Origin of the sequence: Nostoc sp. (assembly GCF_036917775.1) — a bacterium.
Lineage (GTDB): Bacteria > Cyanobacteriota > Cyanobacteriia > Cyanobacteriales > Nostocaceae > Nostoc.
Window position 1 is genome coordinate 12,585 of the sequence record NZ_JBALEQ010000093.1, and the last position, 17,510, is coordinate 30,094.

A 17,510-nucleotide genomic window follows, 5' to 3' on the forward strand; every position below is an offset into this window, starting at 1 on the left:
GGTAGCTGGTTTTTATCTCCTGTAGAGAGGTTTTTGCCAGCTTTTGTAATATGTCTACCTGATCCGAGCAGGAATTAGACAGACAATCTAATATAGTATTTTATTCACAGGTGCTAAGTCAAGCTTCTATTTGCCAAAATTTCGTGATGGCGATCGCTTACCCAAAAATCCGAATCGATGCTTTTTATTTAAATACTGCTTCCATCTGAGGAATGATTTTTACAAACTAATAGAAATATTTTAGACTCAAACTTATAGTTTTTTGTCAAAATCCACATATTTCTCTTATTTGTTTTAAGATTAAAATCACACGCTTAATCTAATAGTTGTTTACAGAATTTAGGGAATCGAAAAAATCAAATTCCTACATTCAAACCTGATATTTAAAACAGGAGATGGATTTGTCATGACACAGCAAAATGCTACCCGACTTTTTCAAGCCGTAAAAAAAGATCAAGCATTGCAGCAAAAGCTTAAAGCAACAGCTGATCCACAAGCTTTCATTAAGATTGCTAAAGAGCGTGGTTATGACTTCACAACTGATGAACTGGAAAATGAAATCAACAAGTTATCAGAAGAAGATTTAGCCGCCATTGTCAATCCAGGATGGGGAACTAGACGGCATCTTAATCCTAGATAATTCCTATTCCAGAAAACTGAAAGTATAGGAACAACTTAATTGACAAGTTTTGCTCCTCAAGGGGATACCGTTGCATCATCTCCTTTAGGGGCATTTCTGTGAAACGCAAGGCTCAGATCCCCGACTTCTCCAAGAAGTCGGAGATCTTGTTGTTCACGAATGATTAAGTAAGGCTATTATGTACCCATTCTTGGCTGTCTTTCTGCTATGGGAGTATATATTCAATCTCTGAAGAGAGTTAAAAATCTTTTCTCTACTCTCCATCTCCCCACCTGCCTAACTCGTGAGTTAGGATGGCTATATTTTAATCAGGTGATATGGAAAGAATAGAAGTTGAGCAAAGAACTATTTTAATTGGTTTAGCAGGTAGCCACGGCTATGGTTTAAATCGTCCTGATTCAGACTTTGATTATCGGGGAGTATTTATCGCGCCCAAAAGGTACTACTTGGGATTTGATCGTATAGAACAAAAAGATACTGGTTGGGATGAACCAGGAATATTTTCATTCCTGGATGGCAACAAAGACACAGTTATATATGAATTAAGAAAAATCCTCTTGTTATTAGCCGGCGCGAATCCCAATGTTTTAGAATTGCTCTGGTTAAATAACTATCCTTTTGTAAGCGCAGTCGGACAGCATTTAATTAATCATAAGCAGCTATTTTTGAGCAAGAAGGTAAAACATACTTACACTGGTTATGCCTTTGCTCAAATCAAAAAGATGGAAACTCATCGTAAATGGTTGTTAAAGCCACCACAAAAAAAGCCAATACCATCTGATTTTGCTATAGAAGACGAAGCCCCCCTCAGCAAAGATGAGCTAAATGCTTTTCTGGAGTATCTTTATAACTTAATTAGAGAACGGATTGAGTTTTTAGAAGAAGCGGAACAATTATATCAATTACTGACGGCAGATATTGATTTTAAAGGAGTGTTAAAACAATATACTTTACCCGATGAAACTTTAGAATATACTCAAAATTTAACCAATAGCCGTAAAGATTTTATCCGCCTGCTTCAAAAAAGCCAAAATTATCAAATAGCTTTAAGAGAATGGAAGGCTTATTTATCTTGGCAGGAAAATAGAAATCCGGCTAGAGCAGAAATGGAAAGAAAGTCGGGTTTTGACCTCAAACATGGGATGCACTGCATTAGATTATTACGCAGTGGAGTAGAAATATTGCGTCAAGGTGAAGTGATTGTAGATAGAAGAATAGCTGGTGATGTTGAAGATTTAAGAGCTATTTTGAAGGGTGAGTATTCTTATGAGCAAGTGATGAAAATAGCAGAAGATTTAGTCGCTGAAATGGAGGTTGTTTACGAACAATCTACTCTCCCTCACAAACCTGATTTAGAGGAAATTAATAAATTGTGTATGGAATTGGTAGAAATGCAGAATTGGTGATTGGGCATTGGGCATGGGGCATTGTTAATTAAGTTTCTTCCCCATTCCCCATTCCCGATTAAATACTGTACATTAAGTCAGCAAACCCATAGAGGCTGATGATCAACAATAACGATGCTGTTAGTTGGGTAATTCGCGCTTGGGGTGAGGGCGCGATCGCTTCCCGCACTAAAATAGAAATAGATGCCCCAACTACTAGGCTCAAGCCTAAGATTAAATAGGGTATGTCCGGTAAAATACTGGCTATTGCCAGCATAGCGATCGCTAATAAAAGCATCAATAATTCTACAAACCTGGGCGGGTTGTATTGGCTAGATAAAACAAAGCTGTTGAACCAAAAAGACCAAAATCTCATAGTCAGTGTTGAATATTATTAGCGGTAGCGGGGACTTTAGCCCGTGCTAAGTTAGACTCTGCAAATTTTAGATTTTGAATTTTCGATTTTGGATTGAAGAAAAAATCCAAAATCTAAAATCCAAGATCGATTAACTTCTAGCCCCTAACTTTTGACCTGTGCCGTTTTTTTGTGCAGCATCACTTTCTGGCAATTCTACGCCAAAGACGCGGCTAAAAACTTTGGCGACTTTGTAGCCAGAATCAATCGATTCTAAGGGGTCTTTCCGTAGTCTGTGACGCAAGCATAGGGTAATCACACGGCAGATATCATCAACTGTAACTTCAGTGCGTCCTTCATAAGCTGTTAAGGCTTTCGCGGCGCGGTTACTAACAATGTCACCCCGCAAACCATCTACATCCAATTCAGAACAAACTTCCGAAATTTTTACCCGCAGTTCATAGTCAAGTTTCACTTCTGGCAAAAGCTGTTGAGCATTAACAATTTGCTGTTGTAATGCTTCTTGCTGGGGTTTGTAGCTTTCGAGAAAGACTGGAGGATTTTGGTCAAAATCCGCCCGTTGTTCCACGATTTGCACCCGCAAGGCTGGTTCTTTTACGGTGTGAATTTCTGCGTGCATCCCAAAGCGATCGAGCAGTTGCGGGCGTAGTTCGCCTTCTTCTGGGTTTCCAGAACCCACAAGAACAAAACGCGCTGGGTGACGGATTGAAATACCTTCGCGTTCTACAGTGTTCCATCCACTCGCGGCGGAATCTAGTAGCACATCTACGAGGTGGTCATCTAGTAAGTTGACTTCATCCACATAGAGAATGCCACGGTTAGCCTTTGCCAGCAGTCCTGGTTCAAAGGCTTTGACACCTTCAGATAAAGCTTTCTCAATGTCGATTGTGCCACAAACTCGGTCTTCTGTAGCTCCTAGCGGCAGGTCTACCATTTGGACTTTTTTATGAGCTATAGGAATTTCCGCCCCTTGTTCTAAGAGTTGGCGGACTTCATCACTCATCAAGTCGGGGTCGCTAGGATCGCTACTGAAAGGGTCATTGGCAACCACAGAAATTTCTGGCAGCAGATCCGCCAGCGCCCGGATAGTTGTGGATTTACCGGTACCGCGATCGCCCATGATCATTACACCACCAATTTTGGGGTCAATCACGTTCAATAAGAGCGCCAGTTTCATTTCTTCCTGGCCCACAATTGCCGTAAAAGGAAATACCACGCGACGCGCACTTGCCGTGGATTGAGCAGTTGGACTCACTAAATTACCTTAACAATATTTTTCTTATTACAGTTCTCTATTGTGACACAGGTGGGGTGTGGGGGAGTGTGAAGATCGGGGGGAAGGGGGAAGAGGGGCAGGGGAGGCAGGGGAAGCTAACGAAGAAATTCTTGCCCTCCCCATTCACCATTTCCCATTCACCATTTCCCATTCACCATTCACCATTCCCCATTCCCTATTCCTCATACCAATATCTATTGGGCACAAATGCTTACTAGCTGCGTCAACTATCTTAATATTGTCTGCTTTAGTTTTTCTGGTGCAAAAGTTCCATAAGCAGGGAACGAACAACTACCAACTCATCAATCCTGTACTAAGCATAAATACTTGTAGACTATATGGTTAGTAGATTCAATCGTAAAAGCGAGCAATGGCGTGTGTGGGTAGCTAATGCACCATTCAAATTTATGAAATCACTTTTTATTATTCAAAGTTGGCGGCGACTACTTAAGTATCTTTTTCCGATTCTCATTTTAATATCCTTTTTTACAGTATTGTTGGTGGACAGTTTCACTCCTGCGATTACCGAAGGTGGGGGCTTCAGTGCCATCGCACAGATACCCCGTCAAGAAATTCGCGGGGTTTGGATGACCACCAATGATTTTGACACTCTCAAGGATCGTTCCAAAGTCCAGGATGCGGTAAATCAATTACGACGGCTGAACTTTAACACAATTTATCCTGTAGTGTGGAATTCTGGTTATGTGATGTATCCCAGTGCGATCGCACAACGTGCAGGTATTCAACCTTTTGTCTATAAAGGTTCAGAAGGACATGATATTCTTGCCGACCTGATTAACCAAGCCCATCGCAAAGGATTGCTAGTGATTCCCTGGTTTGAATTTGGTTTCATGGCTCCCCCAACGTCAGAACTAGCACTGAATTATCCTGATTGGTTCACACAAAAGCGGGATGGTAGCCAAACTTCTATCAGTGCGGCTGGTGAAGTTATGTGGCTGAATCCGTTCCTTCCGCAAGTACAACAGTTCATCACCAACCTCGTGCTAGAAACTGTCACTCAATATAATGCCGATGGTATTCAGTTTGATGATCACATGAGTTTACCCGAAGAATTTGGCTACGACCAATATACAGTTGCTTTGTACACCAAAGAAACCAAGAATGCTCCCCCAAAAAATTCTCAAGATGCGGCATGGGTAAAGTGGCGGGCAGATAAAATTACAGCGTTCATGGTACAACTTAACAAAGCCGTGAAGCAGAGAAAACCCCAGGCGATTTTCTCCGTTTCTCCTAATTACTATGATTTTGCTTACAAATTTCACCTGCAAGACTGGCTGAGTTGGATACGGCAAAATATTGTAGATGAGTTAATTGTGCAAGTTTATCGTCCGAATCTGCAAAGTTTTGTGGCTAATATTTCTCGCTCAGAAATTCAAGAAGCCCAAAAAATAATTCCAACTGGAATTGGGATTATGACTGGGTTACGAAATAATCCAGTTCCTATGCAGCAAATTAAGTCTCAAGTGCGGGCTGCCCAAGAACGCGGTCTAGGCGTAACTTTCTTTTATTATGAAAGTCTTTGGAACGATGCTCTAGAATCCTTAAACGAGCGACAAGTTGGATTTGGAAGTCTCTTTCCATCTCCTGCTCTCCGCGCCAGAGTTGAATAACTTTGTCTGTTGAAGATTATGCTAATGGACTAGAAATTAAGGTTTTTCGTCTAATGGTAGTGCGATCGCCTTCTATTCTGAAAGGCTTAGATTCCTAGCTTCTGCAAAGAAGTTGGGAATCTTGTTAGACACAGCCCAAAATAGCCCTAATTGTACTTTCAAAAGTGCGATCGCTCATAGCATAGAAGGCGAAGCTTTTTCTGATATTGCGATCGCTATATACTTTTATATATTCTGATGAGACTGCGATCGCTGCAAAAAATAAAATATACAGGTTAACTTTTATAGAAATTATCCTTGAGTCTCACGCGCTTTGCGTAATTTTTCTGACAGTCGCGCCATCACCACTTCACCATCTATTACGTCTCCACGTTCAATAGAAGCAAGCCCAACAGCTATTTTTTTCTGAGTTTCTTCTTCCCATTCCTGATAACCATTTTCCCATTCTTCCAGCAGTTTTAATGCTTTAGTAATCACATCTTCAGCATTTTCATATCTACCTGTAGCAATTCGGGTTTGTATAAATTGCTCGTATTCTGCTTTAAGCTGGATGTTCATAATTTTTTTGAAATTAGTCCTAAAATAGCCTGATGGAAATAGTGAAACCCAACATTATATTAGGTTAACGTTGGGTTTCACTGTTTTCACTGTATTTAACTAACTTGATTAGGCGGTATTTCTTCAGGTGGTGCTTCCGCCGGGGGAGCGAGTACCGCATCCGGCGCAATTTCTTCTACGGGAATCGGTTGCTTATCCTCAATTTCAAAATCTGGTTGCGCTGCTTCCACCAATTCAGGAGATGGAGGATGTGGTGGAGTCGCTTCCGGTACACTCTCGGTTTTGGCTTCGGTGTCAGTAGTAACTGTCTCCTCTGCTGGTGGTTCTGGTATGACAATAGTTTTGTCAATAATCTCAATAGTAGGTTTCTCTGACAGTACAGAAGTAATATCTTCAGGTTTGGGGGTTGTGGGTGTCTTTTTGCTCACAGTCTGCTGCACTTTGTCTTTCGCGCCACTGAAGGTACTACCTAGACCTTTTTGCAACTGGCCCAGCCGTTCCTGAAGGGATAACTTATTTACCCGTTCTTGAATGCCAGTTTTTACCGTCTCAGCACTGGGTACTTGGGTTTGTTGTGCCTGGGGGGTCAGTTGGCGACGTAATGATAGAGTTTGCCAGCCAAACCAGACCAAAAGAGCCACACTAGCCACATGACCCAGCAACAAACCTCCAGTAATGCGTGGTGCAAACACCCATAAGACTAAAGCGTAGAATAATCCTACGCCACTCCAGATAAAGTCATTCTTGCGGTGGATTTCTGGAAAAAAGAAAGCTGCTATGTAAATGGCTAAACTACCAATACCGACCACCAAAGCTAGGACAAATGCCAGCATTATTTTGGTTACTCCTTACTGCGTCCTTTGACTATTTCAATTTTGCAAATTTTGCCAGTCAATTGTTGATTTAGATACAATTTAAAATTAATTAGGCGTGTTAGTTATGGATTTTTGCCCTTTATTCAAGTCTTAAGGTCTTCTTTAGGGGAGAACGGAAAATATCGGACTACCCTTAAAGTAAAAGGATCTGCAAGAGTTAGCCAGAAATTTTTTATGACACTACAAAGCTTTGGTGTGATTGGATTAGCCGTTATGGGTGAGAACATCGCTCTAAACGTAGAGCGCAATGGCTTCCCAATTGCAGTTTACAACCGCTCCCGAGAAAAAACGGATGCGTTTATGGCGCAGCGTGCTACAGGACGGAACGTCAAAGCCGCCTTTACCTTGGAAGAATTCGTTGCCTTATTGGAACGTCCCCGCAAAATTCTAGTAATGGTACAAGCTGGTAAGCCAGTGGATGCGGTGATTGCTCAACTCAAACCCTTGTTAGAGGAAGGCGATATCATTATCGACGGTGGCAACTCTTGGTTTGAAGATACGGAACGACGCACTCAGGAATTAGAACCCGCAGGGCTTCGGTATCTTGGTATGGGTGTCAGTGGCGGTGAAGAAGGGGCACTAAATGGCCCATCTCTGATGCCTGGAGGTACAACAAGCTCTTACGAGTTTCTATCACCAATTTTCAACAAAATTGCTGCCCAAGTCGATGATGGCCCCTGTGTAACCTACATTGGCCCTGGTGGTTCTGGCCACTATGTCAAAATGGTACACAATGGCATTGAGTACGGCGATATGCAGCTAATTGCTGAAGCCTACGACTTGCTGAAAAATGTCGCTGGATTAGACCATAATCAGCTGCATGAGGTGTTTGCTGAATGGAACACCACCGATGAACTCGATTCATTTTTGATTGAGATTACGAAGAATATCTTCCCATATATTGACCCAGAAACAAAAAAACCCCTGGTGGATTTGATTGTTGACGCAGCAGGTCAAAAGGGAACTGGACGCTGGACTGTACAAACTGCATTGGAATTGGGAGTTGCTATTCCTACAATTACAGCAGCAGTTAATGCCCGGATTATATCTTCGATTAAAGATGAGCGGGTTGCAGCATCTAAAGTTCTTACAGGCCCCAGTGGCAAGTATGACGGGCAAACTAAGGACTTTATCAACAAAGTCCGTGATGCTCTCTATTGCTCAAAAATCTGTTCTTATGCTCAAGGGATGGCGTTGCTATCCACAGCTTCAAAAACATATAACTGGAATTTGGATCTGGGCGAAATGGCGCGGATTTGGAAAGGTGGTTGTATTATTCGCGCTCGCTTTTTGAATAAGATTAAGAAGGCTTTTAGCGAAAATCCCGCTTTGCCTAACTTGCTGTTAGCTCCCGAATTTAAGCAGACAATTCTCGACAGACAGACTGCTTGGCGGGAAGTGATTGCAACAGCTGCAACACTGGGAATTCCAGTACCCGCATTTAGCGCATCCTTGGATTATTTTGACAGCTATCGCCGCGATCGCTTGCCTCAAAACCTAACTCAAGCACAACGCGACTACTTTGGCGCACATACCTATCTGCGTCTTGACAAGCCCGGAAGTTTCCATACTGAATGGGTTCCTATTGCTGAAGCTGGTAAGTAAGCTTTTGCACATCTGTATCAGAATATTGTGAAAGGTTAGTCAGTTTCAAAATACAGATTTAGTAGTGGCTCTGAGTTTCAGAGCCACTTTTTTAACGAACCGCAGAGGCGCAGAGAACGCAGAGGAAGAGAGGGGGATAATAGCAATTCTCTACTGTTTATTGATTTTAAGGATTATTATTACCAAGATATTTGGCTTTTAATTCTTCTAATTCTTGATCTATTTCGTTTTTACTCGTCGGCTGAGATGTGGAAATTGGTGGTTGTATTTTATTTGGTTGAGGTTTGTTGCCACCCAAAAATTGGGTTTTCATTTCCTCTAATTCTAGATCGATTTGACTAGGAGATGGCGATACAAAAGCGGGTGGCGAATTGGGTGGTGATTGAGAGATAGGCTTTGGCTTTATGGCTGGTGTGGCTGCTACTTGCGAATGTGGATTTAAGTCTTTAAGAACTTCATCTACTGTTTGATAACGCCGAACGGGAATGCTTTCTAGCATTTTGTTGAGAATGTGACTCAACTGATTACTAACAGGGGTTTTTAAGTATTTCTGCCAAACCCAAGTATCGTTGTTAGTATCATAAGAATCGAAGGGCGATCGCTGGGTTAATAAATTAATACAGGTAGCACCCAAGCTGTAAATATCGCTGGCAAAAACAGCCCTACCTCTCATTTGCTCAGGTGCTACATATTCTGGGCTACCAATACTTGTACCAGTTTGATTTAAGGCAGCGCCAGTGGCAGATTTTGCAGCACCAAAATCTACTAAAACTAGTTTGCGATCGCTCTCACGTAAAATAATATTTTCTGGCTTGATATCGCGGTGAATTACGTGTTTGGCGTGACAAAATTGCAAAACTAACAATAAATCATTTAATAGTTGCCGGATTTGCGTTTCATTGAAAGCACCCCTATGTGCTAATTCCTGGGCTAAGTTTTGCCCATCGATAAATTCTTGTACAAGATACTGGCGGTCTTCTTGGGTAAAATATGCCAGGAGTTCGGGAATTTGGGGATGTTTACCCAATTCATCTAACTGCACCGCTTCTTGGTTAAATAACTCTACAGCTTTTGCAAGAGTGCTAGTGCCTTGGGATTGAGGATAAAATTGCTTAATTACACAGCGTGGTTTTGAGGGTTTATCTTCATCCACAGCTAAGAAAGTTCTACCAAAACCACCCTGTCCGATTGGTTTGATCGCACGGTAACGTTCTTTGAGGAGTAACTTAGAACCGCAAGTTCGGCAAAACTTGACATCATGAGGATTTTCCGGCTTGGGACAATGGGGATTAAGGCAGTAGCTCATACAGGCGATCGCTCTTATATGTTCTTATTTTCTCCTGTCCCAGGCAAAAGGGTGTAATTAACAGATTTTGGATTTTAAATTTTAAATTTTGGATTAAACGTGTGGAGGAACAATTACCAAAAGAATCTAAAATCTAAAATCTAAAATCATCAAGTGTGATCTCTACGACAGGCGTAGCTGCGGCACTGCTAAACTACCCCATACCTTCCATAACTGGATGGAAGTAGAAGGCGAACCCCAACACTGTATAGGCAGCTAATAACAAAGTGCCTTCGAGCCAATTGGATTTACCATCAGAACTAATGCTGTTTGCAATCAACACTGACACAACCACAGCTACTAATTCAAAGGGTTTGAAATCTAAATCCATTGGTTTACCCAATATCCGCCCTGCTATTACCAACACGGGCGCGACAAATAGGGCAATCTGCATACTCGATCCCACAGCTACCGAAAGGGAAAGATCCATCTTATCTTTCATCGCCACGGTGACTGCTGTGGCGTGTTCAGCCGCGTTACCGACGATGGGAACCAAAATTACCCCTGTAAACAGCGCCGTCAAACCTAGCTGAGATGTGGCTACTTCCAGAGAATCTACTAGCATTTCTGACTCAAGTGCCACTAGTAAGGTGCATACTAGCAGTACGCCAACCCATAACATCATATTTGGTTTAGGATGAGGGGTTTCCTCTTCTTCTGTCTCCGCTACACCCACATCATATAGATAAGAGTGGGTTTTCATCGAAAATAGCAGCGTGAGGGCATAAACCAGGATTAACACTACAGCAACAGCAATAGAAAGATTTTGCACTGTTTCTTCGTTAATTCCTTGAGAGGTATAATTCATCGCTGTTGGCATCAAAATGGCAATCACTGCCAAATTCATCGAAGCAGCATTCACCCGCGCCACAATTGGCTGAAATGTCTGTTCTTTGTAGCGCAATCCTCCCAAAAGCATGGAAAAACCCATCACCAGTAGTAAGTTGCTAATAATCGATCCTGTGATACTGGCTTTAACGACATCTATTAACCCAGCATTCAGCGCTACTAGGGCGATGATTAGTTCTGTTGCATTACCAAAGGTGGCGTTTAACAAGCCCCCTAATGATGGCCCCACTACAACAGCAATTTCTTCTGTGGCTGTACCCATCCAAGCTGCTAAGGGCAGAATTGCTAATCCAGCTGTAATGAAAACTATCAATTCTCCCCATTCCAGAAAGTGAGCTGCTATAGAAACCGGGATAAACAGTAGTAAAGCAAAAAGAATAATGTTTTTGGTTGACATTTGTTGTTTTGGGTTGAGGGTATCATTCACAGCGAGCAATCCTAAGTTTCAAATTTGGAGTGTTGAATTAACAATTACTTTCACTCAGCACTCCGATATGGTACTCTCAACCGCCTATAGAACAATTCAGAGATTGTACTGTTTTCCGTTTACCGCTGCGAATGTTGTGTAAAGTAAAATTGCGATATGATGAGTTATTGTAATCTTTTGTTGCAAAACTATGAATTTGAGCCAGAATTTTACATCAAAAATGGGGTTTAATTATTAAAAGACAATTAAAATTTTGATTGACGCTGAAGAAGAAAAAACCCCTAACTGAGGCTTTGTTCAATGGCTGATTATTTTAAGCCTTCAGGGAAAGGGCTGTGCGATAACGCAGATTTCCCACTAAAATGAAACCGCCTTGTCGAAAATTTAGTTGGATTTTATAGTTGTTGTTTATACCGGATTTTGTGTTCAAACTATTGGAGAAAGGTTTACGCACAATCTTTTCGGTGCAACTGCAAGTTTTTTGTTTTGGATAAATATACATGACTTCTGCTGCTGAAATGCCAGCTAGCTCTGGCTCAACGTTAACATTACATTCAGATCCCAATAACACCAAAGAGACTGATCCCCTGAGAAAGGCTAATGGTGTTTATGTGACGGTGCATGGTCATTTTTACCAGCCACCAAGGGAAAACCCTTATCTGGACGCAATTGAACGCCAACCGAGCGCTGCACCTTTCCATGATTGGAATGAGCGGATTCATTGGGAATGCTATCGTCCAAACGCCTTTGCCAGAGTCTTAAATGACCAAGGTGAAGTGGTGGGGATCGTCAATAATTACGAGTATTTCAGTTTTAATATCGGGCCAACGCTGATGTCGTGGCTAGAACGCTACGATGTGGAGGTTTATCAGCGAATTTTAGAGGCGGATGCCAAGAGTAGCGATCGCTTATATGGTCACGGTAATGCGATCGCGCAAGTATACAATCACATCATCATGCCTCTGGCGAATGAACGCGACAAATATACCCAAATTCGCTGGGGTAAAGAAGACTTCCGCTCCCGCTTTGGGCGTGATCCCGAAGGGATGTGGTTAGCGGAAACTGCTGTAGACTACGCCACCCTAGAAGCTCTTGTTGCTGAGGGTATTCGCTTCATTGTCCTTGCACCATCTCAAGCATTGCGTTGCCGTCCCCTCCCCACTCCAGATCATCCCCATCCTGAATGGATCGAAGTCGGCGGTAGTCAGATTGATTCTACCCGTCCCTATCGTTGTTATTTGAAGCCCACACTCGATACTTCATCTTCACCTCTGAGTGCGATCAAGGAAGGCAGTAGGGAATTGGGAGATAGTAACCACTCCCCACTCCCCACTCCCCACTCCCCCCCTTACATTGATATTTTCTTCTACGATGGCCCGATATCGCGGGATATGGGTTTTAGTGATGTGGTTTATAACTCCAGTCACTTTGCTGGACGTATCGGTTCAGCAGTGCGTGGGGATCATCGTCTGGCACAGTTGATTTCTGTGGCGACGGATGGGGAAACCTTTGGACATCACAAGAAGGGAACAGAGAAAACTTTAGCCTACGCCTTTACTAAAGAGTTTCCTCAACAGGGTTGGACAGTAACGAACTTTGCCCACTACCTGAGCTTAAATTCTCCCAGTTGGGAAGTGGAATTAAAGTCTGTCACAGCCTGGAGTTGCGCCCACGGTGTCGGCAGATGGGAAGATGACTGTGGTTGCGGTGGGGAAGGTGGTGTTTGGCATCAGAAATGGCGTCGTCCCTTGCGGGATGCTCTAAATTGGCTGCGAGATCAGCTAACTGATGTGTATCAGGAACATGGTAGACAGTTATTTCGTGATCCCTGGCAAACACGGGATGAATATATCCAAGTAATGCGCGATCGCTCTGCTGCAAATGTCAACCGTTTCTTAGCCCGTCATCAAACCCACAAACTAACAGCAGCCGAACAAGTAGACGCTCTGCGCCTATTGGAAATGCAGCGTCACGCTTTGTTAATGTTCACAAGTTGCGGTTGGTTTTTTGAAGAAATTTCCCGTCCAGAGGGGACGCAAATTCTGCGCTATGCCGCCCGTGCTTTGGAATTGGCAGGGGATGTGGCTGGTGTGCAGTTAGAAAAAGGCTTTGTGAAGCGTCTTGGTTTAGCCCCTAGTAATGTGGATCAGTTCAAACACGGTGCAGAAATTTATCGGCAACTCGTGTTAACTGCCCAACTTGGCTTTAAGCAAGTAGCAGCCCATTACGCCATTACTTCCCTATTTACTAATCAGAAACCAGCACAGACGCACAATTCTTTGCCTAGAAAAGATGTGGCTGACAAACAGTCTCAGCGTTACCACAAAAAAGTTTATTGCTACGCTGCGAATGAGCTAGACTACCAACTGCAACGGATGGGATCGCTAACTCTGGCTGTAGGAAATTTAAAGCTGGTATCAGAGATTACTTGGGAAAGTGAGCATTTGGTATTTGCAGTTCTCCATTTAGGAGGCTGGGATTTCCACTGCTGCATTCAACAATTTACTGGGCGGCGTGACTACAGCCAGTTAAAAGAAAAGCTGTTTGGGGCACTAAAACAAGCTAGTGCGGCCCATACTATTTTGGCGATGACACAGCTATTTGGCGAAGAAGCTTTCAGTTTACAGAATCTATTTGCTGAAGAACGCCACCGGATTATGGGGCTGCTTAGTCAGGAAACACTGACACGTTTAGGGCAGTTGTATACCCAAGCATATCGTGATAATTATGGGGTGCTGATGGCGTTTCATCGAGATGAAATCGCAGTACCACAAGAGTTGCAGGTAGCAGCCGATATTGCTTTAGGGCATCGCTGTCTGATGACATTGCGATCGCTGGAGCAAGATATTGCCGATCCCCACAAGAGTTGGAGTCACATCTTAGAATTGGAGGCGATCGCGACTGAAGCAAAACATCTGCGTTGTCGGCTAAATATTCCCGATGGTAAGCAGATGTTAGAACAGTTAATTGCGCGATCGCTCTGGCAATTGTTGTACGATGCCAATGGTAGCTTTAATGCAGATATCCAACTATTGGAGCGATTGATTGATGTCGGGGATCAACTAAATATTGATGTTTCCCTACAGCGATCGCAGGAACTCTATTTTAGTTGTCTGCACAGTCAAATAGCGCCGGTGTGTATTACTAGCGTTGGCAATGAAGGAGATAATCAGTGTCTTCAGTTGCTCAAGTTGGGCAAGAAGTTAGCCGTTGATGTTAGTGCGATCTCAAATCAGTTGGGATAGATGTAGGGATTCACAGAGCTACATTAGTATCAACTTAGTGTACACACATCTTGGTAATGAATGTTAAACAGGTAAACGTAGCGCTACGTTTGCCTGTTTCCAGTCCTCTCTCTTCTTGTAGACATCTCCAGAAATTAAATATGCGTTATTCAGAACCCTTGTAGAGACGCGAAATTGTACTTCGTCCCGCTTCGCTAACGCGTCTCTACATTCTTTTTTGGAGATGTCTTGTTGAAGTCGGAAAGATTCTTCATTATCCTGAAGTTCTTGCCTACCCTCAGAATTGCTCTGTTCATGAGGTTTTTTATTCATTGATATATCTCCAAATTGATAAGTGATACTTCAATCAGAATGGACGATAATATATAAGAATTAAGGAGGCAGAATGGGCTAAACCTTAGCTATCCGCTAACAGAAGTCAGAATAGTTAAAGAATCAGAGAGATATTTAATTAATGGATATCCAAATCAGACTAAACTCCTTATAAATTCTGAATTCTGACTCCTGGGTGCTGAATGATCGCCAAAAAACGGACGAAATAACTCCCAGGTGAGACTTCCCATTATCCTTGACAATGTAATTGCATCGACCTGCAAACATTAAATTACCCCTAATTGTTGATTTGCAACAGGCGATCGCCAAAAAATGGCCGAAATAACTCACAGGCGAGACTTGACATTTCACTATGCGAATGTATCAACCCCATCTTATACAACTGAGAGGCTTGCACCGCCCCACAATATACAAGATTTGATTGCCTGACGATTTCTGTAAACGATGGCAATAAATCAGGATAGCCTTGCAGGTTCCACCATTGTTGTTCTAGATGCTCTGCATAGATGGTGGTGGTGAATGCAGAATTTTCTAACAGTTCTTCCAGGGTTACTGTTTGTTGCTGAAGGTAATAAAAAGCCAACTGCAAGCGATAGGGATGTCCTCCCAAAAGGGTAATCAATTGCTCAATTTGTTGCACCGTCATTTCCTCTCCCCACCGATTTGCCAATTCCTGCACCTGAGCCGGGGTAAAATCAGGTAACTCAATAACCAGCCCAGTATTCAACAGTGAGGGATTGATCGAGGGAGGCATCAGGATTTCAGTAGAATGAACCGTCACCAGTCGCAGCTTGTGCCAAGGATTAATGTCTGCATCGCTTTCTTTGGCTCGCTCAGACCAGGTTCGCAAAAGTAGGAGAAATTCACGAGCAATGTCCGGGTAAGCAAAAAGCTCGTTGAGTTCATCGATGGCAATCACCAGGGAGCGATTCTCCCTTGGAGATAAAATCACATTCTCGAAATAATCAGTGGCATTTGATTTGCTACCTAAGGAGTTATCCCAAAAATTAGCGATCGCAGCATCTGGCAAGTCTAACTGCTTGCTGACTCTGACACAGAACCATTGTAGGAAGCGTTCTAGGTTCTGTAAAATCTCGTCGTCGGCAAGTTGCAAGTTCACAGAAACAGTGCGATCTGCGCTTCTGTGCGAGACGCTTTGCGAACGCAGCAGCGCTGAGTCCCAAGGGGACACGCTTACGCGAACGCGATCGCCCAGAGAGTTAGCGTAAGCCAGGATGCGGTTCATTAGGGAGGTTTTGCCCATTTGCTTGGGGGCACGGATATTGACCAGCGCACCAGGTTCCTGGATCGCTTCGTAACAGAGGGATTCGAGGATGGGACGGTCAATGTAAAAGACTGAATCCAGGAGCATCTGCCCTCCTGGTACGGTTGGGGGACGACGTTGCAGATTGTCTGGCGTTCGGCTCTGCCGTCCCTTCGGGAATCGTTCCATTTTGTGGGTTTGAGGGGAATTACTGCAATAGTTGCAAACTGATTCGATAGGACAGATGGTTTCATTCATGGACATCGAGCTAATCTCGGCAATATTGTCTTTATCTGACTCCAGGTAGAGATAATCGTCTTTTAACAAAGTTAGATTAAAGGCATTGAAGCAGCACTCCAAGGTTCGCTTATCGACTCCAGTTGAGGCATTAAAGACCTTGCTGAGGGTATTTGGGGTTAAACCTGTTTTTTCACTGAGGTCTTCGAGAGTGTATCGCTTAAAGTTTTGCTGAATTTCTACCTCAGCTTTTGCTTGATTGAGTTTCTTAAAGCCTTGAGCAGTTAGAGTCGCACCCCGTCGCCGTAGATGATTTTTTGATTGTAATTGCATTTTCAACTGTAAATCCAAGTGTAAAAATGTGCTTATTAATCTGCTTATTAGTAATAGGTGGATATTGTTATTACTTATGTACTTTACAAGTTTACGCAGAATAGTTACAAATCTTAATAATGCAATTCCAGAAAGTTTATTTTGAACGCGCCTATCGTTGACAAATTCATATAAAGCCTATATTTTAAATACTTCTAAATACATAAATATATAAGTTTTGAATTGAAATTTTCTATGGGAAAGATAAACGTAAGCATAATTATTAGCTTGGGGTTTTTTCCAAAGTTAAGAACGACGTTAACTAATGGTTGCGAGATTCTTAAATTTTCGGTAACTGAAACCGATATAGGGACTGGCTTTGGGAAATTGCTGGTGATGAATCCTTAACTTTTTTCTTAAAGTTGTAAACTTTGGTGGTTCTGACAGCAGGAAATCTGAATAATGAATAACAAGTAAGCCAGAGGTTACTGAACAAAGGGAAGTGCGATCGCGTCTTTTCACTTTAACGGTGGGCATTTGGCTTTGTTGAAATACAAATAAAACCTAAACAAGGAGTCAAGCAAAATGGCATTTGAGAATCTAACCTATGATGATGTAAGTCTCTCAACTAAAGGGGAGATGGAGGTATCAATCAAGAATACAGCTCTTATCAATGCTTTAATAAGCAATCCGCAAGCGACACTTGAGCGGTTAAAGTCTTCTGTTGCGAGCATTGATTTGAGCCAAATCAGTATAGATGATTATGGAACAGTTATCATTAAAAATGATGATTTGCTAGAGAAAGTTAAAGCATACATAGTAAATCCAGTTCGGATAGCGGGAAACAACTGTGGATGTAACGTCTATAACTGATCCCGTTTAAACCTCCTTCCACTTAGTCTGCGCGAACGCCAAAAATTGATTCCGCCAATTCAAACTTGAAGTCTCTATATAGCAGTTCTTGATCTGGTGTAGTACATCAGAGTAGGGGCGAACTGCCGTACATTGGTGTCAACTTAAGCCAGCCAGAGAGAATGAATTCTCTGGCTAATAGCGAAAGTCTACTAAAGTAGACTCAGGATTTTGGACAATTTTATAGTCATCTCAAAGATGACTTTTGCTATGAGCAAGGAACTCCAGTTACTTGCGGGA

Annotated in this window: 14 protein-coding genes; 6 read left to right on the top strand and 8 right to left on the bottom strand. The window is 42.6% G+C overall.

Translation table 11 applies throughout. From position 1 onward, the window contains the following. The first annotated feature begins 406 nt into the window (after positions 1 to 406). Together V7K69_RS18795 and V7K69_RS18800 are read left to right on the top strand one after the other, a co-directional pair. Positions 407 to 640: a Nif11-like leader peptide family natural product precursor gene (locus V7K69_RS18795; RefSeq protein ID WP_114084257.1), complete on the top strand. Its 234-nt coding sequence runs from the start codon at positions 407 to 409 to the stop codon at positions 638 to 640. A gap of 317 nt (positions 641 to 957) precedes the next feature. After that, positions 958 to 2,046 (top strand): nucleotidyltransferase domain-containing protein, encoded by a 1,089-nt coding sequence (locus V7K69_RS18800; protein WP_335036984.1) that lies wholly within the window; start codon positions 958 to 960, stop codon positions 2,044 to 2,046. A 58-nt stretch (positions 2,047 to 2,104) separates the two neighbouring features. Here the strand turns inward: V7K69_RS18800 and V7K69_RS18805 are convergent, their stop codons facing one another. Both V7K69_RS18805 and bchI read right to left on the bottom strand, forming a co-directional pair. Next, a complete protein-coding gene (locus tag V7K69_RS18805) occupies positions 2,105 to 2,401 on the bottom strand; it encodes a hypothetical protein (protein WP_114084259.1) in 297 nt (98 codons plus the stop codon). Between the two features lie 130 nt (positions 2,402 to 2,531). Then, on the bottom strand, positions 2,532 to 3,656 hold the full coding sequence (gene bchI, locus V7K69_RS18810; protein ID WP_335036986.1) for a magnesium chelatase ATPase subunit I: 1,125 nt from the start codon (positions 3,654 to 3,656) through the stop codon (positions 2,532 to 2,534). Between the two features lie 359 nt (positions 3,657 to 4,015). Between bchI and V7K69_RS18815 the strand changes: the two genes are divergently transcribed. Next, positions 4,016 to 5,308 carry a glycoside hydrolase family 10 protein gene (locus V7K69_RS18815; protein WP_442936160.1) on the top strand — a complete coding sequence of 431 codons (1,293 nt, stop codon included), beginning with the start codon at positions 4,016 to 4,018 and terminating at the stop codon, positions 5,306 to 5,308. Positions 5,309 to 5,599: 291 nt separating this feature from the next. On the opposite strand, the gene V7K69_RS18820 is transcribed toward V7K69_RS18815, so the two are convergent. Both V7K69_RS18820 and V7K69_RS18825 read right to left on the bottom strand, forming a co-directional pair. Next, on the bottom strand, positions 5,600 to 5,866 hold the full coding sequence (locus V7K69_RS18820) for a type II toxin-antitoxin system ParD family antitoxin (RefSeq protein ID WP_335036990.1): 267 nt from the start codon (positions 5,864 to 5,866) through the stop codon (positions 5,600 to 5,602). A gap of 95 nt (positions 5,867 to 5,961) precedes the next feature. Further along, positions 5,962 to 6,699 (bottom strand): Ycf66 family protein, encoded by a 738-nt coding sequence (locus V7K69_RS18825; RefSeq protein ID WP_335036992.1) that lies wholly within the window; start codon positions 6,697 to 6,699, stop codon positions 5,962 to 5,964. A 216-nt stretch (positions 6,700 to 6,915) separates the two neighbouring features. Here V7K69_RS18825 and gndA point away from each other — a divergent pair, with 216 nt between their 5' ends. After that, positions 6,916 to 8,346 (top strand): NADP-dependent phosphogluconate dehydrogenase, encoded by a 1,431-nt coding sequence (gene gndA / locus V7K69_RS18830; protein ID WP_335036994.1) that lies wholly within the window; start codon positions 6,916 to 6,918, stop codon positions 8,344 to 8,346. 166 nt (positions 8,347 to 8,512) lie between these two features. On the opposite strand, the gene V7K69_RS18835 is transcribed toward gndA, so the two are convergent. Together V7K69_RS18835 and cax are read right to left on the bottom strand one after the other, a co-directional pair. Beyond that, complete coding sequence (locus V7K69_RS18835; protein WP_335036996.1) at positions 8,513 to 9,652, bottom strand: serine/threonine-protein kinase; 1,140 nt, start codon at positions 9,650 to 9,652, stop codon at positions 8,513 to 8,515. Positions 9,653 to 9,845: 193 nt separating this feature from the next. Continuing rightward, positions 9,846 to 10,937 (bottom strand): calcium/proton exchanger, encoded by a 1,092-nt coding sequence (gene cax / locus V7K69_RS18840; protein ID WP_335036998.1) that lies wholly within the window; start codon positions 10,935 to 10,937, stop codon positions 9,846 to 9,848. 530 nt (positions 10,938 to 11,467) lie between these two features. Here cax and V7K69_RS18845 point away from each other — a divergent pair. Further along, a complete protein-coding gene (locus tag V7K69_RS18845) occupies positions 11,468 to 14,212 on the top strand; it encodes a DUF3536 domain-containing protein (protein ID WP_335037000.1) in 2,745 nt (914 codons plus the stop codon). Positions 14,213 to 14,275: 63 nt separating this feature from the next. On the opposite strand, the gene V7K69_RS18850 is transcribed toward V7K69_RS18845, so the two are convergent. Together V7K69_RS18850 and V7K69_RS18855 are read right to left on the bottom strand one after the other, a co-directional pair. Next, on the bottom strand, positions 14,276 to 14,524 hold the full coding sequence (locus tag V7K69_RS18850) for a hypothetical protein (RefSeq protein WP_335037002.1): 249 nt from the start codon (positions 14,522 to 14,524) through the stop codon (positions 14,276 to 14,278). Positions 14,525 to 14,822: 298 nt separating this feature from the next. After that, the gene (locus V7K69_RS18855; RefSeq protein WP_335037004.1) at positions 14,823 to 16,379 is read right to left on the bottom strand and encodes an AAA-like domain-containing protein; all 1,557 of its coding nucleotides are present in this window, start codon (positions 16,377 to 16,379) and stop codon (positions 14,823 to 14,825) included. A 564-nt stretch (positions 16,380 to 16,943) separates the two neighbouring features. On the opposite strand from V7K69_RS18855, the gene V7K69_RS18860 reads away from it, so the two are divergent. Then, positions 16,944 to 17,231: a hypothetical protein gene (locus V7K69_RS18860; protein WP_335037006.1), complete on the top strand. Its 288-nt coding sequence runs from the start codon at positions 16,944 to 16,946 to the stop codon at positions 17,229 to 17,231. Positions 17,232 to 17,510 lie beyond the last annotated feature (279 nt).

Bases quoted from the DNA above. Each gene is read 5' to 3' on its own strand.
- V7K69_RS18795 (WP_114084257.1), top strand. From the start codon at position 407: ATGACACAGCAAAATGCTACCCGACTTTTTCAAGCCGTAAAAAAAGAT.
- V7K69_RS18800 (WP_335036984.1), top strand. From the start codon at position 958: ATGGAAAGAATAGAAGTTGAGCAAAGAACTATTTTAATTGGTTTAGCA.
- V7K69_RS18805 (WP_114084259.1), bottom strand. From the start codon at position 2,401: ATGAGATTTTGGTCTTTTTGGTTCAACAGCTTTGTTTTATCTAGCCAA.
- V7K69_RS18815 (WP_442936160.1), top strand. From the start codon at position 4,016: ATGGTTAGTAGATTCAATCGTAAAAGCGAGCAATGGCGTGTGTGGGTA.
- V7K69_RS18820 (WP_335036990.1), bottom strand. From the start codon at position 5,866: ATGAACATCCAGCTTAAAGCAGAATACGAGCAATTTATACAAACCCGA.
- V7K69_RS18825 (WP_335036992.1), bottom strand. From the start codon at position 6,699: ATGCTGGCATTTGTCCTAGCTTTGGTGGTCGGTATTGGTAGTTTAGCC.
- gndA (WP_335036994.1), top strand. From the start codon at position 6,916: ATGACACTACAAAGCTTTGGTGTGATTGGATTAGCCGTTATGGGTGAG.
- V7K69_RS18835 (WP_335036996.1), bottom strand. From the start codon at position 9,652: ATGAGCTACTGCCTTAATCCCCATTGTCCCAAGCCGGAAAATCCTCAT.
- cax (WP_335036998.1), bottom strand. From the start codon at position 10,937: ATGTCAACCAAAAACATTATTCTTTTTGCTTTACTACTGTTTATCCCG.
- V7K69_RS18845 (WP_335037000.1), top strand. From the start codon at position 11,468: ATGACTTCTGCTGCTGAAATGCCAGCTAGCTCTGGCTCAACGTTAACA.
- V7K69_RS18850 (WP_335037002.1), bottom strand. From the start codon at position 14,524: ATGAATAAAAAACCTCATGAACAGAGCAATTCTGAGGGTAGGCAAGAA.
- V7K69_RS18855 (WP_335037004.1), bottom strand. From the start codon at position 16,379: ATGCAATTACAATCAAAAAATCATCTACGGCGACGGGGTGCGACTCTA.
- V7K69_RS18860 (WP_335037006.1), top strand. From the start codon at position 16,944: ATGGCATTTGAGAATCTAACCTATGATGATGTAAGTCTCTCAACTAAA.